This window comes from Pseudomonas sp. S11P7, assembly GCF_023195435.1.
GTDB lineage: Bacteria > Pseudomonadota > Gammaproteobacteria > Pseudomonadales > Pseudomonadaceae > Aquipseudomonas > Aquipseudomonas fluorescens_G.
On the sequence record NZ_JALPKS020000002.1, the window covers coordinates 3,134,765 to 3,157,189 of the forward strand.

General features: G+C 60.4%; 22 protein-coding genes and 2 pseudogenes. 14 read left to right on the top strand and 10 right to left on the bottom strand.

The features are described from left to right. Positions 1-195: 195 nt before the first annotated feature. Positions 196-1,007: pseudogene (locus tag M0746_RS14325) on the bottom strand (class I SAM-dependent methyltransferase). Between the two features lie 33 nt (positions 1,008-1,040). Beyond that, complete coding sequence (locus M0746_RS14330; protein ID WP_208937884.1) at positions 1,041-1,313, bottom strand: DUF4242 domain-containing protein; 273 nt, start codon at positions 1,311-1,313, stop codon at positions 1,041-1,043. A 235-nt stretch (positions 1,314-1,548) separates the two neighbouring features. On the opposite strand from M0746_RS14330, the gene M0746_RS14335 reads away from it, so the two are divergent. After that, entirely contained in the window at positions 1,549-2,010 is a 462-nt protein-coding gene (locus M0746_RS14335) for a GNAT family N-acetyltransferase (RefSeq protein ID WP_258449649.1), read from the top strand. Positions 2,011-2,027: 17 nt separating this feature from the next. On the opposite strand, the gene M0746_RS14340 is transcribed toward M0746_RS14335, so the two are convergent. From M0746_RS14340 to M0746_RS14350, 3 genes are read right to left on the bottom strand one after another with little or no spacing between them, the layout of a single operon-like run. Continuing rightward, positions 2,028-3,239, bottom strand: coding sequence for a cytochrome c biogenesis protein DipZ (locus M0746_RS14340; protein WP_258449650.1), 1,212 nt, complete (start codon positions 3,237-3,239; stop codon positions 2,028-2,030). Positions 3,240-3,275: 36 nt separating this feature from the next. Next, positions 3,276-3,824: a hypothetical protein gene (locus M0746_RS14345; RefSeq protein WP_258449652.1), complete on the bottom strand. Its 549-nt coding sequence runs from the start codon at positions 3,822-3,824 to the stop codon at positions 3,276-3,278. Between the two features lie 29 nt (positions 3,825-3,853). After that, positions 3,854-4,117 carry a DUF2790 domain-containing protein gene (locus tag M0746_RS14350; RefSeq protein ID WP_258449653.1) on the bottom strand — a complete coding sequence of 88 codons (264 nt, stop codon included), beginning with the start codon at positions 4,115-4,117 and terminating at the stop codon, positions 3,854-3,856. A gap of 298 nt (positions 4,118-4,415) precedes the next feature. On the opposite strand from M0746_RS14350, the gene M0746_RS14355 reads away from it, so the two are divergent. After that, complete coding sequence (locus M0746_RS14355; RefSeq protein WP_090282763.1) at positions 4,416-5,156, top strand: response regulator; 741 nt, start codon at positions 4,416-4,418, stop codon at positions 5,154-5,156. Continuing rightward, a complete protein-coding gene (locus tag M0746_RS14360; RefSeq protein ID WP_208937889.1) occupies positions 5,153-6,460 on the top strand; it encodes an ATP-binding protein in 1,308 nt (435 codons plus the stop codon). The genes M0746_RS14355 and M0746_RS14360 overlap by 4 nt, the downstream gene beginning before the upstream one ends. 118 nt (positions 6,461-6,578) lie before the next feature. Here M0746_RS14360 and M0746_RS14365 read toward each other — a convergent pair whose 3' ends face one another. Both M0746_RS14365 and M0746_RS14370 read right to left on the bottom strand, forming a co-directional pair. Next, complete coding sequence (locus tag M0746_RS14365; RefSeq protein ID WP_258449654.1) at positions 6,579-7,328, bottom strand: HvfC family RiPP maturation protein; 750 nt, start codon at positions 7,326-7,328, stop codon at positions 6,579-6,581. Beyond that, positions 7,321-8,160, bottom strand: coding sequence for an HvfB family MNIO-type RiPP peptide maturase (locus M0746_RS14370; RefSeq protein ID WP_258449655.1), 840 nt, complete (start codon positions 8,158-8,160; stop codon positions 7,321-7,323). The genes M0746_RS14365 and M0746_RS14370 overlap by 8 nt, the downstream gene beginning before the upstream one ends. 283 nt (positions 8,161-8,443) lie before the next feature. On the opposite strand from M0746_RS14370, the gene M0746_RS14375 reads away from it, so the two are divergent. The 3 genes from M0746_RS14375 (at position 8,444) to M0746_RS14385 (ending at position 11,397) form a co-directional block, all read left to right on the top strand. After that, positions 8,444-9,298, top strand: coding sequence for a hypothetical protein (locus M0746_RS14375; RefSeq protein WP_258449656.1), 855 nt, complete (start codon positions 8,444-8,446; stop codon positions 9,296-9,298). A 158-nt stretch (positions 9,299-9,456) separates the two neighbouring features. Continuing rightward, positions 9,457-10,503 carry a class I SAM-dependent methyltransferase gene (locus M0746_RS14380; protein WP_258451484.1) on the top strand — a complete coding sequence of 349 codons (1,047 nt, stop codon included), beginning with the start codon at positions 9,457-9,459 and terminating at the stop codon, positions 10,501-10,503. Positions 10,504-10,554: 51 nt separating this feature from the next. Beyond that, a complete protein-coding gene (locus tag M0746_RS14385) occupies positions 10,555-11,397 on the top strand; it encodes an NAD-dependent protein deacetylase (protein WP_258449657.1) in 843 nt (280 codons plus the stop codon). A 250-nt stretch (positions 11,398-11,647) separates the two neighbouring features. Here the strand turns inward: M0746_RS14385 and M0746_RS14390 are convergent, their stop codons facing one another. Beyond that, complete coding sequence (locus tag M0746_RS14390; protein ID WP_258449658.1) at positions 11,648-12,529, bottom strand: LysR family transcriptional regulator; 882 nt, start codon at positions 12,527-12,529, stop codon at positions 11,648-11,650. 283 nt (positions 12,530-12,812) lie between these two features. Here M0746_RS14390 and M0746_RS14395 point away from each other — a divergent pair, with 283 nt between their 5' ends. From M0746_RS14395 to M0746_RS14405, 3 genes and pseudogenes are all read left to right on the top strand, one after another. Next, positions 12,813-13,511, top strand: coding sequence for a CoA transferase subunit A (locus tag M0746_RS14395; protein ID WP_258449659.1), 699 nt, complete (start codon positions 12,813-12,815; stop codon positions 13,509-13,511). A gap of 24 nt (positions 13,512-13,535) precedes the next feature. Further along, complete coding sequence (locus M0746_RS14400; protein ID WP_201238959.1) at positions 13,536-14,201, top strand: CoA transferase subunit B; 666 nt, start codon at positions 13,536-13,538, stop codon at positions 14,199-14,201. Positions 14,202-14,212: 11 nt separating this feature from the next. Beyond that, positions 14,213-15,393 (top strand): annotated as a pseudogene (locus M0746_RS14405) (acetyl-CoA C-acetyltransferase). Between the two features lie 258 nt (positions 15,394-15,651). Here the strand turns inward: M0746_RS14405 and cobF are convergent. Both cobF and M0746_RS14415 read right to left on the bottom strand, forming a co-directional pair. Continuing rightward, positions 15,652-16,410: a precorrin-6A synthase (deacetylating) gene (cobF, locus tag M0746_RS14410; protein WP_258449660.1), complete on the bottom strand. Its 759-nt coding sequence runs from the start codon at positions 16,408-16,410 to the stop codon at positions 15,652-15,654. Next, positions 16,410-16,979 carry a histidine phosphatase family protein gene (locus M0746_RS14415; RefSeq protein WP_258449661.1) on the bottom strand — a complete coding sequence of 190 codons (570 nt, stop codon included), beginning with the start codon at positions 16,977-16,979 and terminating at the stop codon, positions 16,410-16,412. The genes cobF and M0746_RS14415 overlap by 1 nt, the downstream gene beginning before the upstream one ends. A gap of 332 nt (positions 16,980-17,311) precedes the next feature. Between M0746_RS14415 and M0746_RS14420 the strand changes: the two genes are divergently transcribed. The 5 genes from M0746_RS14420 to M0746_RS14440 all read left to right on the top strand — a co-directional run bounded on the left by M0746_RS14420 (position 17,312) and on the right by M0746_RS14440 (position 22,319). Continuing rightward, complete coding sequence (locus tag M0746_RS14420) at positions 17,312-18,166, top strand: MurR/RpiR family transcriptional regulator (protein ID WP_258449662.1); 855 nt, start codon at positions 17,312-17,314, stop codon at positions 18,164-18,166. Between the two features lie 2 nt (positions 18,167-18,168). Then, positions 18,169-18,813, top strand: a complete 645-nt coding sequence (locus M0746_RS14425; protein WP_258449663.1) for an isochorismatase family cysteine hydrolase — start codon at positions 18,169-18,171, stop codon at positions 18,811-18,813. After that, a complete protein-coding gene (locus M0746_RS14430; protein ID WP_258449664.1) occupies positions 18,810-20,141 on the top strand; it encodes a glutamine synthetase in 1,332 nt (443 codons plus the stop codon). The genes M0746_RS14425 and M0746_RS14430 overlap by 4 nt, the downstream gene beginning before the upstream one ends. Continuing rightward, a complete protein-coding gene (locus M0746_RS14435) occupies positions 20,125-20,877 on the top strand; it encodes an N-formylglutamate amidohydrolase (RefSeq protein ID WP_258449665.1) in 753 nt (250 codons plus the stop codon). The genes M0746_RS14430 and M0746_RS14435 overlap by 17 nt, the downstream gene beginning before the upstream one ends. A 92-nt stretch (positions 20,878-20,969) precedes the next feature. Beyond that, positions 20,970-22,319: an APC family permease gene (locus M0746_RS14440; RefSeq protein WP_258449666.1), complete on the top strand. Its 1,350-nt coding sequence runs from the start codon at positions 20,970-20,972 to the stop codon at positions 22,317-22,319. Positions 22,320-22,425: the final 106 nt, after the last annotated feature.

Sequence of the window (22,425 nt, forward strand, 5' to 3'; positions counted from 1 at the left end):
TGCAGCGAAGCAAACCGTAGCCGCTGCGCCCGGATCGATCCCGCAGCGAAGGGACCCGAGCTTGCGAGGGCCGTACGTAGGAGCAAGCCTTTTGGTTCCTTTTTGGCGTCTGAAAAAGGGACTCGCCGTAAGGGCGAAACCATAAGCAGCCGTTACCGCAGCAACGGATATGCCCCCAATCAAACCAGAAAAAAATCAACGCTTGCCAATCACCACCTCAAGATACTCACTCGGCACCACCAACGATCCCTCCCCGCCCGATTCAACCGCTCAAGCAACTCCGTCAGATCCGCCTCCAGCGCCTCCGCGCCCTCCGCCGGCAACACCGCAAAAGCCTTGTGCACCGGCCCATACCAATGACGAAAAATATCAATGAAATGCGCCGCCGATCGATAACGAAAATTGAAATGCCGGCGCGTCACCTCAATTACAAAATCCTGATCAGCAAAATGCGTATGCAACCACGCCTCCGTGCCCCAGTTTGACGGCGGTTGCGCACCGGCCGGCGGTGGCAGATGCCGGCCGAGCACCTTGAACATCTGCCCCACGAAACCACCGGGCGTCCAGTTGGCCAGACCAATCCGCCCGCCACGCCGACAGACCCTGCCCAACTCCGCCGCCGCCTGGGCCTGATCCGGCGCAAACATCACGCCGAAGGTCGACAACACCGCGTCGTAACTTTCATCAGCGAACGGCAACGCCTCGGCATCAGCCACTTGAAAGGTCACATCCAGATGCTCGGCCCGGGCCCGATCCTGCCCACGTTCCAGCAATGCCGCAACGTAATCGGTCGACGTCACCAGACACCCACGCCGCGCCGCCGCCAGCGTGGCATTGCCATTGCCGGCAGCGACGTCCAGCACCTGCTCATCGCAACGCAAATCGCAGGCCTCGGCGAGGTTCTCACCGACGATTTGCAACGTGGTGCCGATCAAGGCGTAATCGCCACTGGCCCATGCCACTTTCTGGCGTTCCTTGAGGGCAGTCAGATCAATCGGGGTACTCATGACGTCGAACTCCGCTGAACAGTGAAAGCGTGGTCATTCGGCGGTAGTCGGATCGATGATCCGCTCCACCCGCGCGACACTGTTGGCCGGAAAACCACCCAGCCGGGCATGTTCGCGCACCTGTTCCTCGTCAGGTGCGATGTACACGCAATAGATTTTGTCGGCAGTCACATAGCTGTGCAGCCACTGGACTTGCGGACCGAGGTCACGCAACGCCTGACACGACGTTTGCGACACGGCCTTGAGTTCGGTTGGCGACAGTTCACCGGCACCAGGTATCTCGCGTTCAATCACGAATTTGGGCATGACAACCTCGCATTCTTGTTATGTGGCCAAAAGCGCAGGTCGCCGGGTCTCGCCCTGCTTTGCCACTATCGCGCTACGGCGGATCGGCGTCCCTGCCGATCGTCCGTCAACCCATGAAAACCGGGCTTTGCCGATGAATGGTGGCAATCTGTCAAGCACTTGAAACACCTCGACGATTGCCTGCGAAGCAAGATTGGTTTTTGATGCACGTCCAATTCAGGAAAGGACTCGACCGATGTCTGCGCACCTCGTCTGGCTAGCCGATCATCTGCACCACAGCGACCGCTATGCCGAATGGATTCACAGCCAGTTCTCCTACGAATACGCTCACCAGCCGCTCGCCGATTGGCAACGCGAATTCGCTGCAGGGCAAAGCAATGGTGACTGGCCTTGCCTCGTTGCCCTCGACGATGAGCAGTTGATCGGTGGCGCCGCACTGGCTCGCGCCGACCTTGCCCTGCGGCCCGACCTCGAACCTTGGCTGGCCTGCGTGTTCGTCAGCCCTGACGCCCGCGGCCAGGGGTTGGCGGAGCGCTTGATTGAAGGGGTTTGCCAGGAGGCGAAGGATCGCGGCTGGCCACGTTTGTACCTGCATACGCAAACCCAGCGGGATTACTACGCCAAACGAGGCTGGCAAGTACTGGAAAACTTTCAAGCCTGGGGAAACGAGCAATGGCTCATGGTCCGCGACCTCTGAGCCATTGATTTGAATGATCAGGCTGCCGGCGCTTTCGCCTCTTCCAGCAGTTGCCTGATCATCTGCTCCTGCGCCTCGTAGCGACCTTCACCGAAGTGGGTGTAACGCACCTGCCCCTTGGCGTCGATCAGGTAATGCGCCGGCCAGTACTGGTTATCGAAGTTGCGCCAGATCGCATAGTTGTTATCGATCGCTACCGGGTAGGTGATGCCGAGCTTTTTCACCTGATCCTTGACGTTGTCGATGATCCGCTCGTAGCCGTACTCCGGGGTGTGGACACCGATCACCACGAGGCCGTCCTTTTCATACTTTTTCGCCCAGTCCTTGACGTACGGCAGGGTGTGCTGGCAGTTGATGCAGTCGTAGGTCCAGAAGTCGACCAGCACCACTTTGCCGCGCAGGGATTCGCTGCTCAGCTCCGGCGAATTGAGCCATTGCACCGCACCCGTCAGTGGCGGCATCACGCCTTTGCCCTCCTCCATCGGCGAGTCCGCCCGGACCTTGGTGACGAGGTAGTCGACGACTTTCGGCACGTTCTCCAGCACGCTTTTTTCCACGCTGGCCACACCTTCGGAGGAAGTGTTCGCCAGCAGGGTTCTATCGAAACCCGTGGCAATGACCGCAGCCGCTCCCAGCACGGCGACACCGGCACCGCGACGCAACCAGCCGGTGAACGGAATCGACGGCTTCAGGCGATTGACCAGCCCACGTCCGGCGAAGATCAGCAAGCCCAGCGACAAGGCACTGCCGGCGCCATACGCCAACAACAGCAGGCTGGTTTGCGCATTCGCGCCTTGCAGCATGGCGCCAGTGAGAATCACGCCAAGGATCGGCCCGGCGCACGGTGCCCACAGTAGCCCGGTGGCGACCCCGAGCATGATCGAGCCCAGCGGCCCGGCCTTGTTTTGTGCATTCGGGTCGAGACGGTTGCCGAGCATTACAAAAGGACGCGTCAGCCAGTCACCGATGCGCGCCGAGATCAGCGACAAGGCGAACACGCTCATCACGATCAACGCGACGTGGCGTCCGGTGTTGCTGGCCTGAATCACCCATTCGCTGCTGACCACCGCCAGGCTGGAGATCAGCGCGAACGTCAGGGCCATGCCGCCGAGGGTGAGCAGGATCGAAGCGCGGCTACGCTGCGCACCGGCAAACAGAAACGGCACCACCGGCAGGATGCAGGGGCTGAGCACGGTCAGCAGACCGCCGAGAAACGCGATGAGGTACATGGTGAGTCACCTTTTCTTAATGACGGTGGCGAGCAATCAGGCGCTCTGGCTTTGCAGCCATTGGCCCTGTGGTGTGCGGCTGGAGCCGTTCTCGGCAAACATCTGGCCTTGCGGTGTGCGACTGGCGCCGTCCGCAGCAACCATCTGCCCCTGCGGTGTGCGACTGGCGCCGTCCGCAGCAACCATCTGCCCCTGCGGTGTGCGACTGGCGCCGTCCGCAGCAACCATCTGCCCCTGCGGTGTGCGACTGGCGCCGTCCGCAGCAACCATCTGCCCCTGCGGTGTGCGACTGGCGCCGTCCGCAGCAACCATCTGCCCCTGCGGTGTGCGACTGGCGCCGTCCGCAGCAACCATCTGCCCCTGCGGTGTGCGACTGGCGCCGTCCGCAGCAACCATCTGCCCCTGCGGTGTGCGACTGGCGCCGTCCGCCGCGAGCAAGCCATCGGTGCCCTGCTTCGCCACCGGGGTCAGTTGGAAACAAGTGCTGCTGTTGCAGCCAGGCTGTTCAACCGCAGCGTTGGCATGGGCGGCCACGCCGGCCAGAGAGAAAGCGATGGCCGTCAGAATGCACGTTACGTTGTTCATGATGTTTACCTTCCAGAAAGAGTGATGGATCAGTTGTCGTTGTTGCAGCCGTCAGCGAATTTGCTGTAATCGAGTACGCGGGTGGTGCCGGCCGAATCGAGGTAAGTCATGCGCGCTTCGACGATGCCGCAGGCCACCGAGTTGTCCTGCTCAAGCGAGATCACTTTGTGGATATCCAGGTGGGTGCCGTAGGTGTAGGTTTGCGGGGCGGGCGATGCTTCGGCACGGGCCGACAGCGTGCAAATGTTCAAAGCGGCAAACAGGCAGGCGGCGACGACGGATTTGTTGTTCATGGCGGTACTCCTCAAGGCTTCATTGGGTTTGGGCCGAGGCGTTCTGCGTTTGCCTCGATGGAACCTATTTAAAGCTCGCGAGGTATCGCGTCTGTGTCAGGAACAGGCGCGATTCAATCGCTGTGTATCCCTGCCACCGGACGATACACAGCGATACAAAACCCTGAAAAAATCGTGTTTTTGCGTTTCCGTGTATCTGTCGACACGGCAGATACACTGCAATACAAAGGCTGGCAGGCGCGCCGATAGAGGCGCTATAGACTGCAGTCCACTCCCCTTCTGACAGAGGCTTGAACCGATGGAACATGTCGATCACATTCTCATCGTCGACGACGACCGCGAGATCCGTGAACTGGTGGGCAACTACCTGAAGAAAAACGGTCTGCGCACGACAGTCGTCGCTGATGGCCGGCAGATGCGCAGCTTCCTGGAAGCCAACACTGTCGACCTGATCGTGCTCGACATCATGATGCCCGGTGACGATGGCCTGCAGTTGTGCCGGGAACTGCGCGTGGGCAAACACAAGGCCACGCCGGTGTTGATGCTGACCGCGCGCAACGATGAAACCGACCGCATCATCGGCCTGGAAATGGGCGCCGACGACTACTTGACCAAACCATTCGCCGCGCGCGAACTGCTGGCGCGGATCAACGCGGTGTTGCGCCGCACGCGCATGCTGCCGCCGAATCTGGTGGTCACCGAAGCTGGCCGCCTGCTCGCTTTTGGCCGTTGGCAACTGGACACCTCGGCCCGGCATCTGCTGGACACCGACGGCACCATGGTCGCTCTCAGCGGTGCCGAATATCGCTTGTTGCGGGTGTTCCTCGATCATCCGCAACGAGTGCTCAGCCGCGATCAGTTACTCAACCTGACCCAGGGCCGCGATGCCGACCTGTTCGACCGCTCCATCGACTTGCTGGTCAGCCGTTTGCGCCAGCGCCTGCTCGATGACGCGCGCGAACCGGCGTACATCAAGACCGTGCGCAGCGAGGGTTATGTGTTTTCGTTGCCGGTGGAGATTCTCGGGGCGCCGGCATGACCCTGAAGCTGCATTGGCCACGCACCCTCGCGTCGCGCCTGTCGCTGATTTTCCTGATCGGGCTGATCCTCGCCCAGGCGCTGTCATTTGGCGCGCAGTACTACGAGCGCTACGAAAGCGCGAAGAACACCATGCTGGGCAACCTGGAAACCGACGTTTCCACCTCGGTTGCGATTCTCGATCGCCTGCCTGCCGAAGAACGTTCGGCGTGGCTCACCCGTCTGGCGCGCAAGAATTACGGTTATCTGCTGAGCGAAGGCGATCCGGGCACGCCGATCGATGCCCGTGATGTGCCGGTGGCGGTGACCTCGATCACCGAAGCCATCGGCGAGCGCTATCCGCTGACCTTCACCGACATTCCGGGGCCGCGCCAGCACTTTCAGGGTCATCTGCGCCTGAGCGACGGCAGCCCGCTGACCATCGACGTACGCCCGGCCATGGCCCCGCTGTCACCATGGTTGCCGGCCGTGCTGCTCGGCCAGTTGGCCTTGATGATCGCCTGCACCTGGCTGGCGGTACGCATCGCGATCCGGCCGCTGACCCGCCTGGCCAACGCCGTGGAAACCCTCGACCCCAACGCCCAGCCGATCAATCTCGACGAATCCGGCCCGACTGAAGTGGTTTACGCGGCGCGTGCCTTCAACACCATGCAGGCGCGCATCGCCGCCTACCTGAAAGAACGCATGCAATTGCTGGCAGCGATTTCCCACGACCTGCAAACACCGATCACCCGGATGAAACTGCGCGCCGAGTTCATGGACGACTGCGCCGAGAAAGACAAACTGTGGAACGACCTCAGCGAGATGGAACATCTGGTGCGCGAAGGTGTGGCCTATGCGCGCAGTGTCCACGGTTCGACTGAAGAGAGCCGGCGCACCAACATGGATTCGTTTCTCGAAAGCCTGGTGTTCGACTACCAGGACATGGGCAAGCAGGTGCAACTGGTCGGCCACAGCGCAGCGATCATCGACACCCGCCCGCACGCCTTGCGCCGGGTGCTGGTGAACCTTACTGACAATGCGTTGAAGTTCGCTGGCGCTGCTGAAGTCCACGTCGCGGCGGATGGCGCCAGTCTGTCGATCAGCGTGCTTGATCGCGGCCCGGGCATCGCCGAAGCCGAACTGGCGCAGGTGCTGCAGCCGTTCTACCGGGTGGAGAACTCGCGTAATCGCGATACCGGCGGGACTGGTCTGGGTTTGGCCATCGCTCAGCAACTGGCGATGGCGCTGGGCGGCACGCTGACCTTGAGCAACCGTGAGGGCGGCGGGCTGTGTGCGGAACTGGAGTTGCCCATCAACCAATAAGCGCACACATAATTGTACGAGTGAGCCTGCTCGCGATAGCGGTGTGTCAGCCGATGCAAATATGTCTGACCGACCGCTATCGCGAGCAGGCTCACTCCTACAATGACTTGTGTTTCATTCAGGTGATGCCCACCACCCGATCCGCATGCAGCTGTTGCAGCAACGCCAGGCCTTCGTCGACGAACGCATCACTGGCCGCTTGCCCTGCCTCCTCTGCAAGTTCCTGCAAATGCTCACGCCCCGTCAGCTCTGCAAATTCGCCAACACGCTGCAACAAACGCAAAGCCAACGGACTCAGCAGGGAAAACTTCACGCTGAAATCCTCAGTGCGCCGCACCAGAAGCAGGGTCGGTTGCGCCGGCGGCGAATCGGGCTGGTTGTTCGGGTCAAGTTCATGCACCGGCCAGACATACGCCAGCGGCCAGGCCAATGCCGAAACCAGCAGCGGACGGTGCAGCAACAGGGCCGGATCCGTCAGCGGCAACGCAGGTGCATCAGACTGCTGCAGAAGCATCTCGACCCATTCGTAATGCGCCAGCTCCAATAAAAACGCCGGCCACTGCCCGTCCTGCAACACCTGCGGTTGCGCCGCCAGATAGTCGATAAATTCTCCGGCGATCTCGCCGAATTTCGGTGTCTGCGCCCGCCAGTCACGCAAAAAGCCACGCACCAGCAAGCGCCAGCGTGGTTCACCGATGATCCGGATCAGCACCGGAAAGGTTCCGCTCAACAGCTGCGAAACGTTGTTGAACACCAGATCACGATAAACCTCGGCTCGCGCTACGTTCATATCGGCGGGCGGCATCTGCTGCTCGGGATCACGCAGGTAGCGGGTCAGTGCCTGTTGTTGCTGTTGCAGGTTATCCACGAGGTCGCCCTCCTGCTTGCAAGTGGCGAATGGTCTGCAGTTCGCCGACCAGTTCGGCAAAGGCCGAAAAGTTGAAATCCCGCTCCAGCAAGGTCGGCTGCGCACCGAACCGCGCATAGGCCTGCGCCAGCAAGTCCCACACCACGGATTTTACCGAGGCCCCGTGAGTGTCGATTTTCAGCGTGTCGGACTCATCGAAATGCCCCGCGACGTGCATGCCCACCACCCGCTGCGGTTCGATGCCCGCGAGAAATGTCTGCGGATCAAAGCCGTGATTGACCGAATTGACGTAGACGTTATTGACGTCCAGCAGCAGATCGCAATCGGCCTCGCGCAGCACGGCGTTGGTGAATGTCACTTCGTCCATGTCCTGACGCGGTGCGGCGTAATACGACACGTTTTCTACCGCCAGACGCCGGCCGAGGACGTCCTGAGCCTGACGAATACGCGCGGCGACGTGATACACCGCTTCTTCAGTGAATGGCAGCGGCAGCAAATCATACAAATGCCCGTCATCGCTGCAGTAGCTCAAATGTTCGCTGTACAGCGGCACGTTGTAGTGGTCGAGAAACACCCGAACCTCTTGCAGGAAACCGACATCCAGCGGCGCCGGGCCACCAAGCGACAGCGACAAGCCGTGGCAGGACAACGGATAACGCTCGGCCAGTTCCCCCAGCGCCGCGCCATGCGCCCCGCCAACGCCAATCCAGTTTTCCGGCGCGACCTCAAGAAAGTCGAAATCGCCGGGGCGGGCGTTTCGCAGATCATTGAGCAGGCCACGGCGCAGGCCGAGGCCGACTTGAGTTGATAGAGATAAATCGGTACTGGCCATGCCTTCCTCCTCCCTCTGAGCATCACAGCGATGCGCTAGCAGGAGGCAAAAATATTCGTCAAATATGTCACAACTGTTTTGATGACAAGCTTGAAAGGCAAGTTTTGTATCAATGGCCGCCATGTACTCACTGAGATACAAAACGCGTGGGCGTCGCTGACGAAATATGCCTGATGGAATAAAAAAATTTTCTTATACCTGTCATTGTTGACAGTTACCGAACAGCACATCGCCCTTTAACATGACAATCCCGGCAGCGTTACATAAAAAAGGAATTGTACTTATGAAAGGAATGCTTTCAATGACAGAAGGATCAATGACCGCCAGCGTCGAAAATCAGGATACGTTCGTCGCCAACTCCGGATTCGCCATCAAAAAAGGCTCTTCAAGTTGGGTACTTGGTGCCACGCATAGAACTGAAAGCGGACACCGTCATATCGATTTTCATGTTCCGTTAAGCCTCGCAGAAGGCACTACTGTATTTGATCTGGGTTCCAGCGGCGGAGGTCCACGTGCAGTAGCGATTTTCGAAGCAAACAATGCCGCGATTCTTTCAAACGAAGGGACACTGATCGTTGAATACTTTGTAAGTCAACAGAGAATCAAGGGCACATTTCACTTCAAAAGCGTTATGGGCAACCTGATATACAACGTTACGAATGGAACATTCGACCTGATTGGCATCCTGGACACAACCACGCTTTCCAATATGCGATTCACCGCTGATCTGGAAGGAACAAATGTGAGTCGTTTCGAAGCCGATTACATGGAAGTGAGCATCAACCAACAAAATCGCGAACTTGCAGTTGTCGGTTATCAAAGAGTCTGGGAACCACTCCCTGCCAGAATCCACCGCTTAACCCTATTTGTTCCAGAGGGGGCCAAAAAAGGCACTTATGAAATAGTCCGAGACGGCGAAGTCCATGCAGGATATATAAACGACGAGGGGATTTACGTCGCTCTGAGTGGGCAACTTGCGCTCACAGCGGATGCTTCCGAAACCGAGTTCGAAGCTTCGTTCAAATTCTCAGCGGAAATACTGTCCTCTCATCCGCGAAAAGTGGAAGTCAGCAATGGGGTAGTTAGTTATGCGGCCCCGGCTTTAGGTTCTAACCAGACAGGCATAAAAAAATCCTGAGATGAACTACCCGGTAGCATTGAAAAGACTAGACTCAGTGTGTACTCGCGGTGCACACAGTAGGGTGCACCGCGCAAACCAAGAAGACCACCGCCCGGTGGCGCACGCCTCGACCTTCGACGCCGCCGGACTGTGATCCTGTTTCAGGAGCACACATGATGGACGAGGCGAAGCTCAACCAATTCATGGGCAAACTGGTCAACGACATGGGCGGCGCGGCGATGCTGGCCAATGTCATCGTCGGCGAAGAACTCGGGCTGTACCGGGCGATGGCCGACAGTCAGCCGATCAGTGCCGATGCCCTTGCTGCAAAAACCACCTGCAATCCACGGCTGGTGCGCGAATGGCTCAGCGCACACGCGGCATCCGGCTACATGGAGCATCGGGACGGGCAGTTCCGTCTGCCGGAAGAACAGGCGCTGGCCCTGGCCATCGAGGACTCACCGGTCTACGTGGCGGGCGGGCTTGGCGTGGTGGCGTCGTTTTTCCATGACAAGGACAAACTGGTCAAAGCCATGCGCGGCAATGGCGCCCTGCCCTGGGGCGATCACCATCCGTGCATGTTCAGCGGCACCGAACGCTTCTTTCGCCCGGGCTACAAGGGCCATCTGATCGCCGAATGGTTGCCGGCACTGGACGGTGTGGTGGCCAAACTGGAAGAAGGCGCGAAAGTCGCCGACATCGGCTGCGGCCACGGCGCTTCGACGGTGATCATGGCGCAGGCGTTTCCCAACTCGCGTTTCGTCGGCTACGACTATCACGCGCCGTCAATCAGCGTCGCCACCCAGCGCGCCGAGGAAGGCGGCGTCAGCAGCCGGGCGAAGTTCTTTCAGGGTTCGGCCAAAGGCTACCCGGGCAACGACTACGACCTGATCTGCTATTTCGACTGCCTGCACGACATGGGCGACCCGGTCGGCGCCGCGCGTCACGCCTATGCAGCGCTGAAGGATGACGGCACGGTGCTACTCGTCGAGCCGTTCGCCAACGACACGCTGGACGACAATATCAATCCGGTCGGGCGGCTGTTTTATGCAGCGTCGACGTTTATCTGCACGCCGAACTCGCTGTCGCAGGAGGTCGGCCTCGGCCTCGGTGCTCAGGCGGGGGAAATGCGCTTGCGCAAGGTCTTCACGGAAGCCGGGTTCAAGCACTTCCGCCGTGCCAGCCAGACACCGTTCAACCTGATTCTGGAGGCGCGCAAGTAACCTGCGCGTGTCGTGCTAACCTGCTGGCAACGTCTTTTCGGAGCGCTGACCATGCTCGACAGCCCGACCCGCGAACACCTCGATACCCTGCAACAACTCATGGCCGCTGGCGATTTTCTGGTGCTGACCGGCGCTGGCATCAGCACGCCGTCGGGCATTCCCGACTACCGCGACAGCGACGGTGTACGCCGTGGCCGGCAGCCGATGATGTATCAGGAGTTTCTATCCGCGCCGGAATCGCGCCGGCGTTATTGGGCACGGGCCATGCTGGGCTGGCCGAGGGTGCGTCAGGCGCGGCCGAATGCGGCGCACGAGGCCTTGGCCGGTTTGCAGCAGCAAGGACTGATCAGCGACTTGATCACGCAGAATGTCGACACCCTGCACGATCAGGCCGGCAGTCGTGATGTGATCGAACTGCACGGCAGCCTGCACCGGGTGCTGTGCCTGGACTGCGGCCAGCGCAGTGAGCGCGATGCGATCCAGCAGTTGATGGAACAGCAAAATCCTTATCTGGCCGGCGTCGATGCGGTGCAGGCGCCTGATGGCGACACCTTGCTCGACCCCGCTTTCGAAGCACGCTTTCAGGTGCCCCACTGCCCGCATTGCGCAGGTGAACGGATGAAGCCGGACGTGGTGTTTTTTGGTGAAAACGTCGCGCAGCCCACGGCGGCCCGGGCGATGAAAGCCGCGGAAACTGCCGGGGGCATGCTGGTGGTCGGGTCTTCGTTGATGGCTTACTCGGCGTTCCGTTTATGTCGGGTGATTGCCGATCGTGGTAAGCCGCTAATTGCGATCAATCTGGGCAAGACCCGGGCGGATGAGTTGCTGGATGTGAAGATAGAGGCTTCGTGTGAGCGGTTGTTGCCTTTGTTGGCATTGGCGCTGGGGCGATGAGTGTCTGGAGTTAGTGTTCGGCTTTAAATCGGCCCCTCACCCTGGCCCTCTCCCGAGGGAGAGGGGTCTGATTGGGGGATATTCGAGTGCTGTAGCGAAATGAACGTCCGGCTGTGAATCCCCAATTGGAAAACGTACAGCATGGATCCGTAGTCGACTCGGTTTTGCAGGTCGATGTATGACGCAAGACAACCCGATCGGCCCCCTCTCCCTCCGGGAGAGGGCTGGGGTGAGGGTCCGCATCCGCCCGTTATCGCAAATCTTCAGCCTTGAAAATATCAAACAACGCCTGCGCCGCCGCCGACAGCTCATTGCCCGGTTCAGTCAGCACGCCAATGGCGCGTTCCACCGAGTCAATCAGCGTCAGGCACTGAGCGCCAAGTTCCTGCATCTGCTCGGCGCACAACGCCGGCACCGCACTCACCCCTAGCCCGTTGGCGACCATCCGCCCGACCGTCGCCAATTGATGGCTCTCAAATTCCACCGGCAATTTCTTGCCCCGCGCCTGCAAATGTTCCTCGAGCATCACCCGCACCGTCGACGGCCGCTGCAAGGTGATAAACGGTTCCTGCAGCAGCGTCTGCCAGTCGATCTCGGTGCGCCGGGCCAAGAGTGAATCCCTGGGCACCACGGCAACGAAGCGATCCATGTACAACGGGGTAAACGTCAGCGACGTGCTCTGCATCGGCTCGAACGCCACGCCCAGTTCAACCTGGCGGTCACGGACCATTTCCAGCACTTGCTCGTTGATCACGTCGTTCACCGTGACGTTGACGTTCGGATAACGCGCGCGGAAGGTTTTCAGAATCGGCGGCAGCAGGTTGCCGGCAAACGATGGCATCGCCGCCAGCGTCACCCGCCCGCGTTGCAGGCTGAAGCGCTGGCGCATTTCATCTTCGGCGTTGTCCCAGTCGGCGATCAGGCGCCGGGCCAGTGGCAGCAGCGACTCGCCTTCTGCGGTCAGCGCCACATTACGCGTGTTGCGGCTGAACAGGCGTCCACCCAGGCCCTCCTCCAGCGCCTTGATGGTCAGGCTCAACGCTGATTGCGACAGGTGCAAGCGCTCGCAGGCCACCGCGAAGCTCAGGCTTTGGGCGACGGCGAGAAAGGCACGGATCTGTTTGATGGTCATCGTCGCTGCGCTCCAGTTCCAAGCTACAAGCGCCAAGCTGCAAGCCTGACACGGTGATCGTTCCCACGCTCTGCGTGGAAATGCAGCCCGTGACGCTCCGCGTCACTGGAAGCAGAGCGTCCCTTGAGGCATTACCACGCGGAGCGTGGGAACGATCTTGCCGGGTACTGTTGAGTTTTATCAATCAATCAACCTTAAAAATCAACTTAACAAATATATCCTGTAGCGCGACACTCCAGTCATTCGGCTAGCCAGCCGCCCGCAAATAATAAAAGAGGTGCATATGGCAGGTTTCGACAAACGCGTGAGTTCCTACGAGGAAGCCCTGGCCGGGCTTAAGGACGGCATGACCGTCATCGCCGGTGGCTTTGGTCTGTGCGGCATTCCGGAAAACCTGATCGCCGAGATCAAGCGCAAAGGCACCCGCGACCTCACCGTGGTCTCCAATAACTGCGGCGTCGACGGCTTCGGCCTTGGCGTGCTGCTGTCCGACCGTCAGATCAGCAAAGTCATCGCCTCCTACGTCGGCGAAAACAAGCTGTTCGAAGAGCAGCTGCTCAAAGGCGAAATCGAAGTCATCCTGACCCCGCAAGGCACCCTCGCCGAGAAGATGCGCGCCGGCGGTGCTGGCATTCCTGCGTTCTTCACCGCTACCGGCGTCGGCACCCCGGTCGCCGAAGGCAAGGAAGTGCGCGAGTTCAACGGACGCAAGTACCTGATGGAAGAATCCATCACCGGCGACTTCGCCATCGTCAAAGGCTGGAAAGCCGACCACTTCGGCAACGTCGTCTACCGCCACACCGCGCAAAACTTCAACCCACTGGCAGCGACTGCCGGCAAGATCACCGTGGTCGAAGTTGAGGAAATCGTCGAACCCGGCGAACTCGACCCCACGCAGATCCACACCCCGGGCATCTACGTCGATCGGGTCATTTGCGGCACGTTCGAAAAACGCATCGAACAGCGCACCATCCGCAAATAATTCAGGCTGACGGAGAACAAAACCATGGCACTTTCCCGCGAACAAATGGCTCAGCGCGTCGCCCGCGAAATGCAGGACGGCTACTACGTGAACCTCGGTATCGGCATTCCGACCCTGGTCGCCAACTACATTCCTGAAGGCATGGAAGTCATGCTGCAGTCGGAAAACGGCCTGCTCGGCATGGGACCGTTCCCTACCGAAGAAACCATCGATGCCGACATGATCAACGCCGGCAAACAGACCGTCACCGCGCGGATCGGCGCGTCGATCTTCAACTCCGCCGAATCCTTCGCAATGATCCGTGGTGGCCATGTCGACCTGACCGTGCTCGGCGCGTTCGAAGTCGACGTCGAAGGCAACATCGCTTCGTGGATGATCCCCGGCAAACTGGTCAAGGGCATGGGCGGCGCGATGGATTTAGTGGCCGGCGCCGACAACATCATCGTGATCATGACTCACGCGTCGAAGGACGGTGAATCCAAGCTGCTGAGCAAATGCAGCCTGCCGCTGACCGGCGCCGGTTGCATCAAGCGTGTGCTGACCGACCTCGCCTACCTGGAAATCGAAAATGGCGCTTTTGTCCTCAAGGAACGCGCACCTGGCGTCAGCGTCGAGGAAATCGTCGCCAAAACCGCTGGTAAACTGATCGTCCCGGATCACGTACCGGAAATGCAGTTCGCTGCCGAGTGAGGAATTCGAAAATGCAAGACGTCGTCATTGTTGCCGCCACGCGTACCGCGATCGGCAGTTTTCAAGGCTCGCTGGCCAGCGTGTCCGCAGTCGATCTGGGCGCTGCGGTGATCCGCCAGTTGCTTGAGCAGACCGGCCTGGACGGTGCCCAGGTCGATGAAGTGATCATGGGCCAGGTGCTCACCGCCGGTGCGGGTCAAAACCCGGCGCGTCAGGCCGCGATCAAGGCCGGCCTGCCCCACGCCGTGCCGGCAATGACCCTGAACAAGGTCTGCGGTTCGGGCCTGAAAGCTCTGCACCTCGGCGCGCAGGCAATCCGTTGCGGCGACGCTGACGTGATCATCGCCGGCGGTCAGGAAAACATGAGCCTGTCCAACTATGTGATGCCGGGCGCACGCACCGGTCTGCGCATGGGTCACGCGCAAATCGTCGACACCATGATCAGCGACGGCCTGTGGGATGCGTTCAACGACTACCACATGGGCATCACCGCCGAGAACCTGGTCGACAAATACCAGATCACTCGTGAACAGCAGGACGCCTTCGCGGCCGCATCGCAGCAAAAAGCTGCGGCAGCCATTGAGGCGGGTCGTTTTGCCGACGAGATCACACCGATCCTGATTCCGCAGCGCAAAGGCGATCCGCTCGCGTTCAAAGTCGACGAACAGCCGCGCGGCGATACCAGCGCCGAATCCCTGGCGAAACTGCGCCCGGCGTTCAAGAAGGACGGCAGCGTCACCGCCGGCAACGCTTCGTCGCTGAACGACGGCGCGGCTGCGGTGATTCTGATGAGTGCCGAAAAAGCCAAGTATCTGGGCCTGCCGGTGCTGGCGAAAATCGCCGCTTACGCCAATGCTGGCGTTGACCCGGCGATCATGGGCATCGGCCCGGTGTCGGCGACCCGCCGCTGCCTGGACAAGGCCGGCTGGAGCATTGAGCAACTTGATCTGATCGAGGCCAACGAAGCCTTTGCCGCACAATCGCTGGCGGTGGCCAAGGATCTGCAATGGGATCTGGACAAGGTCAACGTCAACGGCGGCGCCATCGCGCTGGGTCACCCGATCGGTGCGTCGGGTTGCCGGGTGCTGGTGACCCTGCTCCACGAAATGCTCAAGCGCGATGCGAAAAAGGTCTGGCGACCTTGTGCATCGGCGGCGGCCAGGGCGTGGCGCTGGCGCTGGAACGCGGCTGACAACGAGTTCTACGGCAGGCGGCGGATCCACGACATCCGCTGTTTGCCGGCAACAAAAAACCCGGGGCGACTTGCGTTGCACCGGTGTTTTTTTTGCCTGCCAAAAATTGCTTTGAATGTCCCGGCCTCTTCGCGAGCAGGCTCGCTCCCACAGGGAACGCATTCCAAATGTGGGGCAAGCCTGCTCCCACAGGGGATCGCATTTCAAAATGTGGGAGCGAGCCTGCTCGCGAAGGGGCCAGTCCAGATTGCGCGAGTCTAGGGTTTGCGCAACAAATACGTATCCATGATCCACCCATGCTCCGCCCGCGCCGCCTTGCGCACCCGCTCGATCTCGTCGGCAACGTCCGCCAGCCGGCCGCTGATCAGGATTTCGTCCGGCGTGCCCAGATAGGCGCCCCAAAAAATCTCGGTCTGCGCATCGGCCACCCGCTGATACGCATCCTCGGCATCAAGCATCACCACCAGACTGTCCGTATCACTCACCTGCCCGGCCGCCAAACGCCGTCCCGTGGTGATTTCGATCGAGCGGCCAATCGTGTTCAGCGCCACCTTGTGCTGCGCTGCCAGTGCCTGAACGCTGGTGATCCCGGGGATCACCTCAAACTCGAAGACGCACGCACCCGATGCCAATATCACCTGAAGAATGCGCACCGTGCTGTCGTACAACGCCGGGTCGCCCCACACCAGAAAAGCGCCGCACTGGCCGTCGGACAATTCGTCTTTGATCAGCCGTTCAAAGGTGCGCTGTTTGGACTTATTGAGCTCATCGACACTGACCGTGTAGTCGACAGCACCGCGCTCGCGTTCCGGGCTGGGGGCCTCGACAAAACGATATTCGCGGTCGTCGCTGATGTATTGCGCGCAGATCTCACGGCGCAAATCGATCAGCTTGTCCTTGCGCGGACCTTTGTCCATGAGAAAGAACACATCCACCCGATTCAGCGCTTTGACCGCCTGCATCGTGATGTAGTCGGGATTTCCGGCACCAATGCCGATCACCAGCAGTTGTTTCATCACAGAGCTCCAGTCATATCCTGGCCGGGTAGAAGCAGGCGCCAGCGGCCGCTGAAACGCAGTTCCACCGTCGACAGCGGCTCGACATCGATGTCATGAAACGCCGCCCCGCGCATGACATGAGTCAGCGCTGCGCGAATGACAAACGGATGAGTCACCGCCAGCACATGACCCGGAATCGCTTGCACACTGGCCAGCCACCCCGCTACCCGCTCACAGAGTTGTGCTACCGATTCTCCGCCATGCGGCGCCGCATCGGTGTCCTGCAGCCAACTGCCCAAGGCTGCCGCTTCGCTGCGTTGCAGATCCTTGATCGACAGGCCCTGCCAGCGCCCCCAATCATAGTCGCGCAGCGCCTCGTCGATTTGCGCATCCGCGCCAAACCACGCCGCCGTCTGCCGCGTGCGCAGTTCTGGCGCGCAAAGCAAACGCTGCACAGAGGCGAAATGTTCGACCAAGGCATTTGGCGCCCAACCGGTATTTTCAACAGGCTCGTTCGTAGGAAAACGCGCCAGTTTCTGTGCGACGGTTCGTGCATGGCACATCAATGTCAAACGCGTGGTCTGCACGGGGAAGCGCTCCGGTGGGTCACTGCTGCAATGAAAGTCACTGCTCTGAATTGTCGGCAATTGTGCCGTAAACCGCAGGCTGCAGGGCAGTTGTCCGATCGTCTTTCGCCGTTGAAATGACTACAGATACGCCAACTTCTGACGCTGTCATGGGCAATGGACTACAAAACCGGTCGACATTCATGAAGCCCTTGTTACACGGGCGTCTCGCCCTGTTTTGGTGCCGTTTCAACACGCCGAAAAATTCGCTAGACATGTAGCGCCACTTACATAAATACTCTTTTAACGGATTATGAAGCGAATTCGACACCCCCCATCCAGCAGGAGCCCGGATGCCCCCTCTCAGAGACCTGATCACCGAACCTGGCCTGGATCTTACGCCGTCGGAGCGCAAAGTCGTTCGCGCCTTGCTCGATCAGTACCCGCGTAATGGCCTGGGGCCGATGGCGCGGCTGGCCGAACACGCCGGTGTCAGCGATCCGACCATCGTGCGGCTGGTAAAAAAACTCGGTTTCGGGGGTTATGCCGAATTTCAGGAAGCCCTGCTCAGCGACATGGACCACCGCCTGCGCTCGCCGCGCACGCTGTTGCAACCGCGCGCCCGGCAACACAGGGATGATGCCTGGAGCCACTACCTGGACGACAGCCAGCGCCTGCTGGTAGAAACCCGATCGCTGACGCAACCGGAAGACGTGCGCATCCTTACCGACTGGCTGCTCGATGCGCGGCATCAAGTGTATTGCTTCGGCGGACGCTTCAGCAGCCTGATGGCCACCTATCTGCTCAATCACTTGCGCCTGTTGCGCCCCGGTTGCTTTGCGCTGGAAGACAACGCGCAATTGCCTGATCGCCTGTTTGATCTGCAACGCCAGGACGTGGTGCTGCTGTTCGACTATCGCCGCTACCAGACGCAGGCGTTGCGCGTCGCCAGTGCTGCAAAAAACAACAATGCCCGGGTGGTGCTTTTCACCGATATATATGCCTCGCCTTTGCGCGAGCTGGCTGACCTGATCATCAGCGCCCCGGTCGAATCGGCCTCGCCGTTCGACACCATGGTCCCGGCGCTGGCGCAGGTCGAGGCGCTGATCGCCTGCCTGACGTTGCGCACCGACAATCTGGCCGATCGCCTGGAAGGCATCGACGCCCTGCGCAACGACTTCAACACCCATTTGCTGGAGGATAAATAAGGATGTTCAGCCTTCCCCACCGCTCGCCGCGGGACTTGCCGTTTGCCAGCGACCACACCGCGCTGTTGCTGGTGGACATGCAGCGTGCCTGGCTCGAACCGCAGTTCGACGCTTACCTGATGGGGCCTGATGCCGAATATTTCCTCAGCCGCGCACGCACTCAGGTGGTGCCCAACCAGCAACGCTTGCTCGCAGCCTTCCGTGAAGCGCGGCAGAACGTGCTGCACACGATCATTGAGAGCCTGACCGCCGACGGCCGCGACCGCTCGCTCGATCACAAACTGTCAGACATGCACCTGCCCAAAGGCAGCGCGCAGGCGCAGATCATTGCTGAACTGAACCCGGCCGAAAACGAAATCGTCCTGCCGAAGACCTCCTCCGGCGTGTTCAACTCGACCAACATCGACTACGTCCTGCGCAACCTCGAAACCCGCCACTTGATCATTGCCGGCATCGTCACCGACCAATGCGTCGACATGGCTGTGCGCGACGCCGCCGACCGCGGTTATCTGGTCACGCTGGTAGAAGATGCCTGCGCCACCTACAGCGCCGAACGCCATCACGCCTGCCTGAATGCGATCAAGGGTTACTGCTGGATCACCGACACCAATACCGTACTCGGCCGGTTGCAGGAGATGCAGGCATGAGCGCGCGCCTGACGCCGCTGCCGATGACCACAGTGGTCACCACCGATCTTATCGGCATTACCCGCGGCCGCTCGTTTCCTACCGATGAACTGGAGCATTACCTGGCTGCCGGCTGCGGCTGGGTCCCGGCCAACAGTGCGCTGACCCCACAGGACATCATCGCTTCGAGCAATCCGTGGGGCGCCTACGGTGACTTGCGGCTGATTCCTGATCTGAGCAGCCGCGTCACCGTCAGCAATGGCCCAGACGTTAACGCCCCGGCCCTGGACTTCATCCACGGCGATATCCGCGAAACCGACGGCCGCCCGTGGGGCGCCTGCCCGCGCACGTTGCTGCGTGATGAAATCGAGCGCTATCGCGATAAGCTGGGCCTGCAGGTCAACGCGGCGTTCGAACACGAATTCAACCTGCACGCCGGGTCCGCCGAGCATCTGGCTTTCTCTCTACAGGCCCAACGTCAGGGCGCCGAATTCGGCGGCTGGCTGCTCAGCGCCCTGCGCGCCGGCGGGGTCGAGCCGGAGATGTTTCTGCCCGAATACGGCAAGCACCAGTACGAAATCACCTGTCGCCCGACCCTCGGCGTGGCGGCGGCCGATCGCGCGGTAAACGTGCGCGAGATCAGCCGCGAGATCGCCCGGCAACTGGGCCTCGACTTGAGCTTCGCGCCGAAAACCAACGCTGACGCGGTGTGCAACGGCGTGCATCTGCATGTCAGCCTGCTCGATCTGGACGGCCAGCCGATGCTTTACGACGCTGGCACCCGTAACGGCCTGTCGGGCCTCGGTCAGCACTGGGCGGCGGGTATCCTGCATTATCTGCCGGCGCTGTGCGCGTTTACCGCGCCGACGCCGGTGTCCTACGAGCGCCTGCAGCCGCATCACTGGAGCGCGTCCTACGCGTGTCTGGGTCAGCAAAACCGCGAAGCGGCGCTGCGCATCTGCCCTACCGTGAGTCTGGGCGGCAAGTCCGTCGCCCGGCAGTTCAATGTTGAATTTCGCGCGATGGACGCCACCGCTTCACCGCATCTGGCCATGGCCGCGCTGCTGATCGCCGGACGGCTGGGCATCGAACAGCGTCTGGCACTGAACGCGATCACCGATGAAATCCCCGATTCACTCAACGACGAGCAACGCAAGGCTCGGGGCATCGTCGCCCTGCCCGCCTCGCTGGCCCAGGCGCTGGATTGCCTGCGCAACAGCCCCGCGTTCACCGAATGGCTGCCCAAGCCATTGCTCGATACGTATTACGCCCTGAAAACCGAGGAACTGGCGCTGACGGAACAGCTCTCGCCCGCTGACTTGTGTGAGCACTATGCACGCCTGTACTGAATCCACCGAGCTGGGGTTGTACACCCGACCGGCCTACAACCTGATCCGCGAGCACTCGACACACCCGTTGATTCTGGTGTGCGAACACGCCAGCCGTTACATCCCTGCCGCCCTGAACAACCTGGGCCTGGACGATGCTGCTGCACAGGAACACATCGCCTGGGACATCGGCGCTCTGCAACTGGCCGAACAGCTTTCCGAGCAACTGGGCGCCACCTTGCTGAATGCCAATTATTCGCGGCTGCTGATCGACCTGAACCGGCCGCGGCATGCCGCCGACAGCATTCCGGCGCAAAGCGAGATCTATCAGGTGCCAGGCAACCGCGAACTCGACGAAGCCACTCGCGAATACCGCCGGCAGATGCTCTTCAAACCGTTCCACGCGCGTTTGCAAACGTTGATCGACGCGCGCATTGCCCAAGGGCAACCTGTGCGCGTGGTTGGCATTCACAGTTTTACCCCGGTGTATTACGGCCAGCCGCGAACGCTGGAAGCCGGCGTGCTGTTCGGCCAGGCCAAGGCCTATGCCCAACGACTGCTCGACGGGCTCGAAGCGCATCCGCTGAAAGTGGCCGGCAATCAGCCCTACCGCATCGACCCGCTGGGCGACATGACCGTGCCGGTGCATGGCGATGCGCGTGGCCTCGACTCGGTGCTGATCGAGGTGCGCAACGACTTGCTGCGCAGCCCTGAAGCCGTGTCGCGCTGGGCCGGTTACCTCGCACCCTTGCTGTAATCAGAATTGCTGTAAAGAAACACCGCTGACGCTGTAAACGACGGACCGAAAACAACCAAAAAAACCGATTGGCTGACAAGGAGGTAGGCTTCATGGAAATTGAACAATTCGGCTACAAGCAAGAGCTCAAACGTAGCCTGACGCTGACCGATCTGGTGGTGTACGGGATGATCTTCATGATCCCCATCGCCCCGTTCGGTGTGTATGGCTACGTCAACGCCGAGGCGCCGGGCATGGTGCCGCTGGCTTACATCATCGGCATGGTGGCGATGCTGTTCACCGCGCTGAGCTACGGCAGCATGGCCAAGGCCTTTCCGATCGCCGGCTCGGTGTATTCCTACGCGCAACGCGGGCTGAATCAACACGTCGGCTTCATCGCCGGCTGGCTGATGCTGCTCGATTACCTGCTGATTCCGCCGCTGCTCTATGTTTATGCGGCGATGGCGTTAAACCATTTGTATCCGGACATTCCGAAAGTCGGCTTCATCCTGGCATTCCTGGTCAGCGCGACCTTCGTCAACCTGCGTGGCATCACCTTCACCGCGCGCATGAACATCATCTTCCTGCTCGCGCAACTCGTGGTGCTGGGGATTTTCCTGTTCTACGCATGGAATGCCCTGCACAACGGCGGCGGCAACGGCGAGCTGACACTGGCCCCGCTGTACCACCCTGAAACCTTCAACTTCGCCCTGCTGATGCAAGCCGTGTCGATTGCCGTACTGTCGTTCCTCGGTTTTGACGCCATCTCTACCCTCGCCGAAGAAATCAAGGGCGACCCAGGCAAGAGCGTCGGCAAAGCAGCGCTGATCACGTTGGTGGTGATGGGGGTGATTTTCGTTGCGCAAACCTGGATCGCTACCGATCTGGCGGCGGGCATGGGTTTCAAATCCGCCGACACCGCGTTCTATGAAATTGCCGAACTCGCCGCCGGCAGCTGGCTCGCGACCCTGACCGCGGTGGCCACGGCGCTGGCCTGGGGTGTGGCGGTGGCCATCACCTCGCAAGCCGCGGTGTCGCGCCTGCTGTTCGGCATGGCCCGCGACGGCAAATTGCCGAAAGTGCTGGCCAAGGTGCACCCGAAACACAACACGCCGTACCTGAGCATTTATCTGGTGGCCGTGCTGTCGCTGGTGATCTGCTACCTGTTCATCAATTCGGTCGACACCCTGACCTCGCTGGTCAACTTCGGCGCACTGAGCGGTTTCATGCTGCTGCACCTGACGGTGATCAACTACTACTGGCGTCGGCAGAAGTCGGGGCAGATCGTGCGTCATCTGCTCTGCCCGGTGGTCGGCTTCATCATCGTCGCGGCCATCATGTACAACATGGGCGTCGATGCACAGAAACTCGGCCTGATCTGGATTGCCCTGGGTCTGGTGTACCTGTTCTTCCTCAACAAATTCGGGGCCAGCACCGCGCTGCCGGATCCGAGCAACGGCTGACAAGAAAAAGAGCAGCGTCTGACAACGAATCAGGCGACTGCCGATTTATTGCGTGGAAACCGACAGTGATAGTCAGGTTCGGCGCCATCGCCGAACCTTTTGATAC